At 65.5% G+C, this 11,631-nt stretch carries 12 protein-coding genes; 3 read left to right on the forward strand and 9 right to left on the reverse strand.

All coding sequences use genetic code 11. The features are described from left to right. Positions 1-104 precede the first annotated feature (104 nt). Positions 105-467 (forward strand): SPW repeat protein, encoded by a 363-nt coding sequence (locus A3M7_RS0121915; protein ID WP_049823632.1) that lies wholly within the window; start codon positions 105-107, stop codon positions 465-467. A gap of 64 nt (positions 468-531) precedes the next feature. Here A3M7_RS0121915 and A3M7_RS0121920 read toward each other — a convergent pair whose 3' ends face one another. Beyond that, complete coding sequence (locus tag A3M7_RS0121920) at positions 532-1,860, reverse strand: MFS transporter (RefSeq protein WP_027545805.1); 1,329 nt, start codon at positions 1,858-1,860, stop codon at positions 532-534. A gap of 395 nt (positions 1,861-2,255) precedes the next feature. Between A3M7_RS0121920 and A3M7_RS0121925 the strand changes: the two genes are divergently transcribed. Together A3M7_RS0121925 and A3M7_RS0121930 are read left to right on the forward strand one after the other, a co-directional pair. Then, a complete protein-coding gene (locus tag A3M7_RS0121925; RefSeq protein WP_027545806.1) occupies positions 2,256-2,489 on the forward strand; it encodes a DUF2171 domain-containing protein in 234 nt (77 codons plus the stop codon). A 95-nt stretch (positions 2,490-2,584) separates the two neighbouring features. Then, positions 2,585-4,864 (forward strand): ComEC/Rec2 family competence protein, encoded by a 2,280-nt coding sequence (locus A3M7_RS0121930; RefSeq protein ID WP_027545807.1) that lies wholly within the window; start codon positions 2,585-2,587, stop codon positions 4,862-4,864. Between the two features lie 9 nt (positions 4,865-4,873). Here the strand turns inward: A3M7_RS0121930 and A3M7_RS0121935 are convergent, their stop codons facing one another. The 8 genes from A3M7_RS0121935 to A3M7_RS0121970 all read right to left on the reverse strand — a co-directional run bounded on the left by A3M7_RS0121935 (position 4,874) and on the right by A3M7_RS0121970 (position 11,507). Continuing rightward, positions 4,874-5,815, reverse strand: a complete 942-nt coding sequence (locus A3M7_RS0121935) for a GAF domain-containing protein (protein WP_027545808.1) — start codon at positions 5,813-5,815, stop codon at positions 4,874-4,876. A gap of 220 nt (positions 5,816-6,035) precedes the next feature. Beyond that, positions 6,036-6,470 carry a hypothetical protein gene (locus A3M7_RS49765; RefSeq protein ID WP_027545809.1) on the reverse strand — a complete coding sequence of 145 codons (435 nt, stop codon included), beginning with the start codon at positions 6,468-6,470 and terminating at the stop codon, positions 6,036-6,038. Between the two features lie 193 nt (positions 6,471-6,663). Then, positions 6,664-6,867 (reverse strand): hypothetical protein, encoded by a 204-nt coding sequence (locus A3M7_RS49770; protein WP_027545810.1) that lies wholly within the window; start codon positions 6,865-6,867, stop codon positions 6,664-6,666. Between the two features lie 178 nt (positions 6,868-7,045). Further along, positions 7,046-7,747: a transcriptional repressor LexA gene (gene lexA / locus A3M7_RS0121950; protein ID WP_027545811.1), complete on the reverse strand. Its 702-nt coding sequence runs from the start codon at positions 7,745-7,747 to the stop codon at positions 7,046-7,048. Positions 7,748-7,922: 175 nt separating this feature from the next. After that, positions 7,923-9,134, reverse strand: coding sequence for a gephyrin-like molybdotransferase Glp (glp, locus tag A3M7_RS0121955; protein ID WP_027545812.1), 1,212 nt, complete (start codon positions 9,132-9,134; stop codon positions 7,923-7,925). Between the two features lie 224 nt (positions 9,135-9,358). Next, positions 9,359-9,565, reverse strand: coding sequence for a hypothetical protein (locus A3M7_RS0121960; RefSeq protein ID WP_027545813.1), 207 nt, complete (start codon positions 9,563-9,565; stop codon positions 9,359-9,361). 167 nt (positions 9,566-9,732) lie between these two features. Further along, entirely contained in the window at positions 9,733-10,359 is a 627-nt protein-coding gene (locus A3M7_RS0121965) for an HAD family phosphatase (RefSeq protein WP_027545814.1), read from the reverse strand. A 14-nt stretch (positions 10,360-10,373) separates the two neighbouring features. After that, positions 10,374-11,507 carry an alpha-hydroxy acid oxidase gene (locus A3M7_RS0121970; RefSeq protein WP_027545815.1) on the reverse strand — a complete coding sequence of 378 codons (1,134 nt, stop codon included), beginning with the start codon at positions 11,505-11,507 and terminating at the stop codon, positions 10,374-10,376. Positions 11,508-11,631 lie beyond the last annotated feature (124 nt).

Below are 11,631 nucleotides of genomic sequence, written 5' to 3' on the forward strand. Positions count from 1 at the left end.
GCCGGATGGGCGCCGGCTCCCGGTCGCGGCAACACAGCGCAGGTCGGAGGGATGATTCTTCATCGGTGCGCCCCCACATCAATACGAGAAGGGAGGTGAGCATCATGCGCATCCAACATTGGCAAGACGCTGGTAGCCTGTTGGTGGGCGTGTGGCTGGTCCTGTCGTCCTTTGTCCTCGGCTTATCCGGGGCTGCTGTCTGGATCACCATCGCACTCGGGCTCGGCGTCATGCTGTTTGCCGTGGAAGCCTTTGTCGTCCCGTCCTACCTGGAAGAGTGGGGCGAAATGCTGCTGGGCTTGGCTCTGGTGCTGGCGCCTTGGTCCATCGGATATGAGCCCGTATCGGCTACGGTCAGCAGCGTATTGTCGGGCCTATTGGTGATCTTGCTCGCTGCTTGGGAATTGATGACCGATCACGACTTCAGTACCTGGTGGCACGATCACTGGCCTCACCGCGCCGGCTGAGACGAGAGGTTGCCGGCTCCTCTCCGACCGCCATCGGCTGGCGGCCGGAGGAGAGGTGATTACGTTACGATGCTGTTCTGGGCTCGATCGGTTGCCAGATGCTGATCTTGCGCGTCTCCGGCATCAGGAAGACCGCGAGCACGAAGCACACCGCAGGCACCGCAATCGGGTAGATCAGCGCGTAGCCGATGCTGCCGGTCGCCGCGAAGGCCGCCGATGTGATGAACGGCACCAATCCGCCACCCCAGCCGTTGCCGATGTGGTACGGCACCGATACCGACGTGTACCTGATCCTGGCCGGAAAGTATTCCGCCAGGAATGCGCCGACCGGCCCGTAGACCATCCCGACGTAGCAAACGAGGATGAAGATGATGAAGATCGCGGTCGGATAGTTGATGTTGCCGGGCTGCGTGACCGATCCCAGCCACAGATAGAGCGGATAGTACGTGATCGCAGCGAGCAGCATGCCGCCCAGGATCACCGGCTTGCGGCCAATCTGATCCGACAGCCAGCCGAAGAAGATCAGGCTCGGTGTTGCGATCAGCAGCGCGGCTCCCACGATGTAGGCCGAGGTCAGCGCATCCACCTTGGAGACCTGCTGCAGGAAGTACAGCGCCCAGAACTGGCCGCTGTACCAGACCACGCCCTGTCCGATCAGGACCACGATCGCGATCCCGATGTATTTGATGTTGGAGCTGAGGAAGGCCTCCTTCCACGGATTCGTCGTCATTTGGCCGCGAGCCCTGATCTCCTGGAAGATCGGCGTCTCCTGGAGCTGGAGCCGAATGTAGATCGCGATGGCCACCAGCAGGAAAGACACCAGGAACGGAACGCGCCAGGCCCATTCGTCGAAGACCTGATTGCCGAACCAGGTCCGTGTCAGGACGATCACGGCCAGCGACACCACGATGCCGAGAGTCGGAGAGGTCTGCAGCCAGCCGGTGTAGTAGCCGCGCTTGTGGTCCGGCACATGCTCCGCGACATAGGTGATGGCGCCGCCATATTCGCCGCCGAGGCACAGACCCTGGATCATGCGCAAGCCGAACAGAAGGAACGCCGCCGTTAGACCGATGGACTGGTAGGTCGGGATCAACCCGATTGCCCCCGTACCCAGTCCCATCCCGCTCAGCGTGATGAGGAATGTATATTTTCGTCCGACCCTGTCACCCATCCATCCAAAGAGGAAGGCTCCCAGCGGGCGGATCAGGAAGCCCGCAGTGAACAGAGCGATCGTGCTGAGAAGGGCTGCAACCGGGTGGGATTGCTCGAAGAACTTGACCGACAGAACGGCGGCCAGGCTGCCAAAGATATAGAAATCATACCATTCGATGACGTTTCCCACCGATGCAGCAACGATCACGCGGCGGAAATCGTGCGGTACTTGAACTGCCATGTGCTGCTCCTATCAAATTCAACGCCACTCCTCGCGCATTTCAGCGCCAGTTCGCTCGCGGAGTGTGTTTGGTGTGTGCGACGCTACAGGCGAGAATTGCGAGTTGCGTCCGCAACGCCTGGTCTCAGAGGAACCTCGAACCACCTGAGAAGAGCTTCGGCGGCCTTCGGTACCGCGAGCTGTCACGACCTGGCCCGTCTGTGCGGGGGAGGCGTGGAGAGCAGTTTAATCCTGCCAAGGCCGGCCCCTTATGAGACTTTCGGCTCAATCGAGCCGAACCGAGACTGCCCCCCGTCCAGAGGCAGAACGGTCGCCGATCGCGCCGGGCGGTCGTGTCACGAATGAACGGAAAGGACCTCTCGGGCGTTGTGGGGGTCCCCAACGAGGAGCCCACCATGCAGAACATCCTAGAGCATATGGAAGTCATCGGCGCCGACGGCGTCCACATCGGCACCGTCGACAAGGTCGAGGGCCATCGGATCAGGCTGACCAAGAAGGACAGCGGCGAGGGCAGCCACAGGGGCCATCATCATTTCATCGACAAGGGCCTCGTCGCCGACGTCGAAGGCAACAAGGTCCGGCTCTCGGCCAAGGCGGCGGTGGCCGTGACGATGGAAGAGGAAAAGTAGCGCCCGCCGTGGCTCGTTCCTGATCCGTACCGCTATTCGTCCGCCTGCACGTTCCAGTAGCCTCGGCCTCCGTCGCGTATCGTAAGGTGCAGGGAATGGCGGAGCCGGGCCGGCCAATACGGTCCCAAGGTATTGCGGGGACCTGGCCCGTCGGCCGGACTGCTCCGGCCGGCGGCTTTGTGCCGGCGGGCTTTGGCGCCTGGCCCGCGCTCGTCGAGATACTGCGCGAATGGATGCGCGCCGAGGCCGGTGCCGGGCGGCTGTTACCGTGGGTGCCTGTGGCCTTCGGCAGCGGCATCGCGCTCTACTTTGCCGCTGATCATGAGCCGGTGCTGTGGGTCGTTGCTGCGACGGCCATCGCGTTGATGCTGGGTGCGGTTCTGTTGCGGCGGAGCCGGCTGTTCGCGCCTGCGATCCTGATCGCGGCGGTCGCAGCCGGCTTTGCCTTGGCGACCTGGAAGACGGCGCGCATTGACCACACCGTTCTCGCAAAGCCGCTCTATTCGGCATCGCTGTCGGGCTTCGTCGAGACGCGCGACATCCGCGAGCGCACCGACCGCTTCGTGCTGCGCGTCACGGCGATGGAGGCGCAGCGGAGCGACGTCAGGCTGGAGCGCGTGCGCCTCTCGGTGCGCAAGGGGACTGCGCCGGAGGTCGGCAGCTTCGTGCAGCTCAAGGCGCGGCTGATGCCGCCGATCTCGCCGGTGCGCCCCGGCAGCTACGATTTCTCCCGCGACATGTTTTTCCAGGGCATCAGCGCCTCGGGCTTCGTGATGGGGGCGATCACGGCAGCGGTGCCGCCCGATGCCGGTGGATTGCGGCTGCGCTATGCCGCCTTCATGCAGGGCCTGCGCGATGGGATCGACGCGCGCATCCGGGCAACACTCGAAGGTGACAATCGCGCGATCGCGACGGCGCTGCTGACGGGGCGGCGCGACGCGATCACCACGCCCGTCAACGACGCCATGTTCATTTCAGGGCTCGGCCATGTGCTCTCGATCTCCGGTTATCACATGGCGGTGGTCGCCGGCGTCGTGTTCTTCGCGGTCCGCGCGCTGCTTGCTCTGATCCCGGGACTGGCGGTCGGTTTCCCCATCAAGAAATGGTCCGCGGCCGCGGCGCTGGTTGCCGCCGCGTTCTATCTGCTGCTCTCGGGCGCGGAGGTCGCAACGCAACGCTCGTTCTTCATGACCGCCGTGGTGCTGATCGCCGTCATGGTCGACCGCCGCGCCATCACGTTCCGCACCCTGGCGGTGGCGGCGCTGATCGTGCTCGCGGTCGCGCCGGAAGCGCTGGTGCATCCGAGCTTCCAGATGTCGTTTGCGGCAACGCTGGGGCTCGTTGCGCTGGTGCAGATCGGCATGCCGAACCTGTTCGCGTCGCCAGATCATTCGGCGACCGCGCGCATCGCGATGTGGGGCGGCCGCGAGATCGCGATGCTGTTTCTGGCCTCGCTGATCGCGGGGCTTGCGACCACGCCCTATGCCGCCTTCCATTTCCATCGCGTCACGCCCTACGGCGTGCTGGCCAATCTCGGCGCGATGCCGGTGGTCTCTGCGCTGGTGATGCCTGCGGGACTGCTCGGATTGCTCGCGGCGCCGTTCGGGCTCGACGGCGTGTTCTGGTGGCTGATGGGGACCGGCATCGACTGGATGGTCGCGGTCTCGCGCTGGGTGGCCGCGCTGCCGGGCGCCGTCGGCCGCATCCCGGCTTTCGGCATCACGCCGCTGATCGCGGCCAGCCTGGGGATCATCGTGATGGGCTTGCTGCGCACGCCCTTGCGCTGGTCCGGCGCGCTGGTGCTGCTGGTGGCGATCCTCTGGGGACTGTCGGGGCGGCAGCCGGATATCCTGATTGCCGGAGACGGCCAGAGCGTCGCGGTGCGGGGCAGGGACGGGCGCCTGCAGATGATCCGGGCCGGCAAGGACGGCTTTCTGCTGAAGGAGTGGTTGGCTGCTGACGCCGATCCGCGCGATGCCGGCAGCAACTCGCTCGCCGCCGGCGTGTCGTGCGACGAGGCCGGCTGCGTGACGCCGCTCGCCGACGGGCGCCTGGTCGCCCTGGCCATGCGCATCGACGCGCTGGCGGACGATTGCAGCCGCGCCGCGCTGGTGGTGACGGCGCGGCCGGCGCCACCGGATTGTGCGGCGATGGTGGTCGACCGGCAGCGTCTCGCCGCGCAAGGCGCGCTCGCGCTGACACGGCGCGGCGACGGCTTTGCGGTTCAGGCGGTGAAGGCGAGAGGCACCGACCGTCCGTGGTCGCCGGCGACCGCCGGCGAGGGCGATTTCGGCGCGAGCCTCGCGCCGCAGGCGCCGGCTCCCCGTAACCGGGACGCGACGCCGTCCGAGGCGGACATGCAGGCTGAGGATTGATCGGACAGGCTACAGGTACCAGGCCAGCACGGCGTCGAGCCCGGCGGCTCCGATCACCGGCAGGGCCACCATCTGGCTCAGCCCAGACGCGCGAGCCTCCGCGGCCGCGGCTGAGCCGTCATGCGCGAGATCGTCGTTGAGTGCGGGCATGCCGGTGGCCCAGGCTCCGCCGATGCTGCCGTCGCCCCTGGCGATGGATTTGTCCGCGTAGAGCGCGGCAAGGTCGGTCTGCGCGCTGCAATCGGCGGCGCGAAAGACCAGTGCCGAACGGGCCTCGTTCGGCACCCAGATCTCGAAGCGCCGCGCAATGGGCGTCGCCTGCGCGGAGAGGAAAGTCAGCACCCAGGTCTGGTCGATGCCGGTCCGATAGGGCACGCCGACGCCGAGATTGATGCCGACTTCGGCGGCGTCTTCCCAGCGCAGAAAACTCCTGGCGTTGTGCAGGTCCTTGATGATCAGCGGCAGGCCCGCTTTCCAGGTGCGTCCGGGCAGGCCGAAGCCGCGGGGAAACCTGGTGTGGCGGGAGTTGAATTCGAACATGTCGGCGGTGCCATAGTAGCCGTCGACGAGCCCCATCTCGTGGGAGATATCGGGATCATTGTGCCAGAGCTCGATCGCGCCGACATGCGCCTCGTCGTCGCCGCAGAACAGCACCATGACGGCCTGCAAGAATTCGCCTGAAAACACCGGCACCGCCACGCCGCAGGTGAGGCCGGCCGCGAGCGCCTGATCGGTCCGCTTGAAATAGGAGTTGGCGAATTTGGTGAGGATCACGGGATGGCCGCTGGCCCAGGCCTTGCCGGGAAGGCCCTCGTCGTATCCGAAGCGCAAGTTCTCGCTCACGGCCTTGAACGCGGACAGCCCTTCGCCATAGAGGCCGCCGCCGAATTCCAGCCGCATGCGCGTCCGGTCCGGCACCCAGAGTTCAACGACGCGAATGAAGGTTTTCATCGACCGTGTCCGCCGCCTCAAGCCAATGACAGCATCGGCGATCTAGCCGCGGAGCGGACGTTCAAAATTCAGGCAGAGCCGCGCAAACTTCGTGCGACGGGGAGGCGCGGGGGATCTCGGCGGATTGGATTCTCAGGACGCAAACCGCACCACGTCGCCGGCCACGGCCGGCGATGGCGATTTCGATCCTGGCCCCGACCCGTGAGCCGGGGGAGCTGCCTCAGCCGATCGGCAGGCGGGTGATGGTCGGCCGACCATCGGCGATGACCTGCGGCTTGTGCTCGCGCTCGCCGCCGGGCTGGGTCACCGGCAACTGCAGCACGGTCGCGCGCTGGCCTTCGACGAGCTGCGTCACCAGTACGTATTTGCCGTCGGGGAATTCGATCGCGTCGTGATGGCGATCGGGAATGTGCGGATCGATCTTGCCGAACTTGCCGACGCGGGAGTTGATGGTGCGCGTCCAGATCCAGCGATTGTCGTAGCGGACGTTGTCGGCGAAGGCGAGCTCCGTCCCCGGCAGCAGGCAGACCGCGACGGACATGTCGGCTTCAGAGGCGAAGCCGCGCGTCGAGGTGCCTCGGAAAGTGGTCGTGACGATCGTCTCGCCGACTTCTGCGGGACGCGTCGCGACGGCATGCAGACTGTAGTCACACATCGGGTGCTCCTCATTCAGGGATAGCGACCCGCGCCTCCTTCGGAGGCACTAGCCCCTATCAGAGTGGAAGCATGTTAGCGTCTTCTCGGTTGTAGGCAAATCTGCGACTTAGATCCGCAGGCTGCCATCACAATATCTTTTTCAAATGCACGAGGAACAAAGTCCGCTCCTGTGCATTTGGCGTGCGTCCCCGTCAGCGACCAGCAGGTGCCGACCAGCCCAAATATTGCCAGGCGGGTTGCGGCGGCTGCGCGACGGCGTTGCGGGCATTGCGCAATTGCTCGCTCGTCGTCGTCTGCGCTGCCTTGCGGACATGGTGTGACTGTGCGGCGAAGGTATGCGCCGCTGATGCTGCGATCAGCGTGATCGTGACGGCGCTCAAAACGATCTTGCGCATGACGGTCTCCTCGATCTCCAGCGCCGCGAAGCGATCAGGGCTTCGTGCGGCGTGCCCGAGGATGTACCGCGGGAGAGGGGCCGGATAATCTGTGCAAAACCAGAAAGACTATCCAGCCGGAGCGGACAATCGTCCGCTCCAATCGTCAACGCGCGGGGCGCCAAGCGGCGGAGCGCGCTCAGTACTTGCGGTACAGGCCGATCAGCTTGCCCTGAATCTTCACCCGGTTGGGCGGCAGGATGCGGACCTCATAGGCCGCATTGGCGGGCTCGAGCGCGATCGAGGCACCGCGGCGGCGGAAGCGCTTCAGCGTCGCTTCCTCGTCGTCGATCAGCGCCACCACGATGTCGCCCGTGTCGGCGCTCTCGTTGCGCTGGATCAGCGCCATGTCGCCGTCGAGGATGCCGGCTTCGACCATCGAGTCGCCGCGCACTTCGAGCGCGTAGTGTTCGCCCGACCCGAGCATGTCCGGCGGTACGCTGATGGTGTGGCTACGGGTCTGCAGCGCCTCGATCGGTGTGCCGGCCGCGATGCGGCCCATCACCGGCACCGCGACGGGGCGTTCGCCCTCGTCCACGGAGGCGCTGGAGCTCGCTCGCACCTTGCCGAGATTGCCCTCGATGACGCTCGGCGTGAAGCCACGCCGGTTGCCGGCGGCGGCCTGGAGCTCGGGCAGCTTGATTACCTCGATCGCGCGGGCCCGGTTGGGCAGACGCCGGATGAAGCCTCGCTCCTCCAGTGCGGTGATCAGGCGATGGATGCCTGACTTCGAGCGCAGGTCGAGCGCGTCCTTCATCTCGTCGAAGGAGGGCGGCACGCCGCTTTCCTTCAAACGCTCGCTGATGAATCGCAGAAGCTCGTATTGTTTGCGCGTTAACATCTCGACCAAATCCCCCGGTTGATGTCGTTCGATTCCGAGACGGTGAATTCAGCGGCGAGCCGCTAGATGCTCGAAACAAATCATGAACGGACACTATATGTTCGATATGTGTTCCGCAACTGCTTAATTTACCGTGAACGCGACAAAGTTCGCGGAACGCGCACGACTTGCGGGTTCAGGCGGGCAGTCGCAGCACCTCGCAAGGCGTGCCGGCCTCGGCCTTGGGCGCGAACGGCGCGCGCACGAGAAGTGCCTGTGCCGCAGCGAGATTCGCAAGCAGCGAGGAATCCTGATGATTGACGGGAAGGGCGACAAGCGTGCCGTCGTCGCGCCGCTCCAGGCGTGCGCGCAGATAATCTTCGCGCTGGTCATTGGCACCGACCTCGCGGCCGAGCACGGCGCGCTCGCGACGATGATGAATCACCGCGCGGCCCGACAGCGCGCGAATCAACGGCACCATGAACAGGAAGGCGCACACATAGGACGACACGGGATTGCCGGGCAGGCCGATCACACCCATCGCTCCTAACCGGCCGTGCATCATCGGCTTGCCCGGCCGCATCGCGATCTTCCAGAACGCCATCGCGATGCCTTCGTCCCTCAGCGCCTGCTGGACCAGATCGTGGTCGCCGACCGAGGCGCCGCCGGTCGTAATCAGGATATCGGCGCCGCTCTCGCGGGCACGGCGGATGCCGGCGGTGGTGGCCTCCAGCGTATCGGCGGCAACACCGAGATCGACGGTATCTGCGCCCTCCTGGCGGGCGAGCGCGTGCAGGGCGTAGCCGTTGGAATAGACGATCTGGCCGGGGCCCGGGCTGGTGCCCGGCATCACCAGCTCGTCGCCGGTGGCGAGGATCGCGACCTTCGGACGGCGGCGGACGGGGAGGTGCGGGTGATTCATCCCGGCGGCGAGTGCGAGGTCGCGCTCGGTGAGCCGGGTTCCCATGCGCAGGAGCACGTCGCCCTCGCGGAAGTCGACGCCGGCGGGGCGGATGTGCCGCCCCGTGACGGCGGCTTGCTTGATCGTGATGCGCCTGCCGTCGGCGACCGTGTCCTCCTGGATCACGACCGCGTCCGCGCCGGCCGGAACGACGCCGCCGGTGAAGATTCGCATCGCTTCGCCGACGCCGACCGATCCGGCAAACGGCCGGCCCGCCGCGACCTCGCCGATCACGGTGAGCTGTGCGTCGACCTTGGCCGCATCGGCCGCGCGCACGGCGTAACCGTCCATCGCCGACATCGCCTCCGGCGGCTGCGTACGCCGCGCCGCGACGTCGCGCGCCAGTACGCGGTAATAGGCCTCGTCGAGTGGAATCATTTCTTCAGGCAACGGCTTCACGCCGGCCAGCACCGCGACGAGCGCGTCAGAAACCGGCATCAAGGCCACGGCGAAAACTCCTGCTCGGAAAGTCTGGACGAATAGGCGGCAAGAGTTCTAGCCGAGCGCGGGCGATGAAGCAAAATGGGACCGGATCAGGATTTATCCTGCTTCATCCGCTCAGTCTTGAGGGACCGTCAGCTTCGCCGCGGCATGATTTGAAGGACGAGCAAGACGGGAACGAGCGTGGCCATGGCAAGGACGACAATGACGAGAGCCACGGCCAGCATCGGTCAACGACCGGTCTGCTGGTCCGGACGGGCGTCCGGCGCCACGTCGGGAGCTTTGGGGCCTTGATCCTTGTCGGGCAGCGGATCGGCCCGGGATTTCAGGTCGGCGGCCTTGCTGATCAGCTTGGCGGAAAGGTCAGAATCCGACGTCGTTCTGGCGAATTCGAGCAGGAGAGAGGCCTGCTTGGTGAGGTAGGTCTTGCCCAACACGATGATGCGTCCGTCCGTAGAAGTCCCAACGGACTCAAGAGTCCGGAAGCGGGCATTCCGTTCCCGGAACTCTGTATAAAAATGTACAAAGCGATTTGGTTCCTGATCTCTGGCCAAATCGGTTCCGGGGAACTCCCCGGTTTCACCCGCAGGCCGCTGTATCTCGATCAGATTCCCAGCGCTTTGAGCGCATCGCCGACATCGCGGGGCGAGGTCACATGCACCGCGGTCAATCCGCGCGCCCGCGCGCCCTCGACGTTTTCGGCGAGGTCGTCGAAGAACACGATGCGCCTGGCGGGCACGCCGATGGCCGCCACGACATGGTCGAATGCCGCCGCGTCCGGCTTGCGCAGGCCGATGCTGGACGACAGATAAAGCTCGCGGAAATGGCCGAGCAGGCCCGCATATTCCTTCGAGAAATGGTCGACATGCGGCCGGTTGGTGTTGGAGAAGGCGTAGAGCGGCATGCGCTTCGCCGCGCGCGGCAACAACTCCGCGATATCAGGCATCTCGCCCGCGAAGATCGCGTTCCAGCCCTCGAGGAATTGCGCATCCGAAATGCCGATCCCGAGCGAGGCGCGCAGCGAGGCAAAATAGTCCTCGTCGCTGATCTTGCCGACCTCGTGCAGCCGATAGGCCTCGCTGTCGCGCACATAGCGGGCAACGATCGCCTCCGGCTTGCAGCCGGCATGTCCCGCCCAGCAGGCGATCGCCTTGGAGAAATCGATGTCGAGCACGACACGCCCGAGATCGAACAAAAGCGCATCCGCGCTGCCGGGAGAGAGCGAGGTCATTGCATCCTTTCAGATCAGTATCGGTAAGGTTCGTGGTCGAACAGCGGGAACGCGCTGAACACGCTCGGCGCATTCGTTGCGGTTGCCTGATGCAGGCAGGACTTGTCGACCTCGGCGAACGAGGTGGCGCCCAACAGGCCGAGGCAGCGCAGCACCTCGTCCTCCAGAAGCTCCAGCATCCGCGTCACGCCGGCTTCGCCGGCCGCCGCCAGCGCCCAGCATTGCAACCGGCCGATGCCGACGAGGTCGGCGCCCGCCGCGATCGCCTTGACGATGTCGGTGCCACGGCCGAAGCCGCCGTCGACCATGATCTTGGCGCGGCCCTTCACGGCCTCGACGATCTCAGGCAGCACATGCATGGCGCCGCGGCCGTGATCGAGCTGGCGGCCGCCATGGTTGGAGACGTAGATCCATTCGACGCCGTGATCGATCGCGATCAGCGCGTCCTCGGCGGTGGCGATACCCTTGAGGATCAGCGGAATCTTGAACTTGTCCTTGATCATCTTCACGGTCCGCCACTCCAGGCCCTTCTGGAATTCGCCGCCGGTGGCGCGCAGGCGACTCTCGCGAACGTAGCGCTTGGCGATGTCACGTTCGCGACGGCTGTAATGGGCGGTATCGACGGTCAGGCAGAAGGCGGCGTAGCTGTGCTTCTCGGCCCGGCTGACGACATCGGCGACGTAGGCGTCATCGCCGCGCACATAGAGCTGGAACAGGCGCAGCGCATCGGGAGCGGCCTCGGCGGTCTTCTCCAGGCCGGGCTCGGACACCGAGCTCAGCATGTGTGCCGCACCGAAGGTGCCGGCGGCACGGGCGACGCTCGCGGCGCCATCCGGGTCGAAGATCTCGAGCGCGCCGACCGGCGCGAGCACCACCGGCAGGCGCATCCTGCGGCCGAATTGCTCGACGGAGCCATCGACCTTGCGCACGTCGCGCAGCACGCGCGGGCGGAAGGCGATCTCGTCCAGCGCCATCCGGTTGCGGCGCATCGTGGTCTCGGTCTCGGCGGCGCCGACGATATAGTCCCAGGCATTCTGGTTGAGGTTGGCGCGCGCCTTCCGGATGAATTCGTGCAGATTCTGGAACGGCTCGCTGCTGGCGCCGAGTTCGACGTTCCTTTCCGGCCGGATGCGGGGTGCTTCGTTCATTATTATCCTCCCGAGAATTTGAAGCCTTGTTTCATCGCCTAGCCCGTCCGGCTCTCCAAAACCATCCTAAAATCGCATAGCTGCGAGGCGTGGGTCGGTCGACCGGTTGCCGCATTGCGCGAAG

Origin of the sequence: Bradyrhizobium sp. WSM2254 (assembly GCF_000472645.1) — a bacterium.
GTDB lineage: Bacteria > Pseudomonadota > Alphaproteobacteria > Rhizobiales > Xanthobacteraceae > Bradyrhizobium > Bradyrhizobium niftali.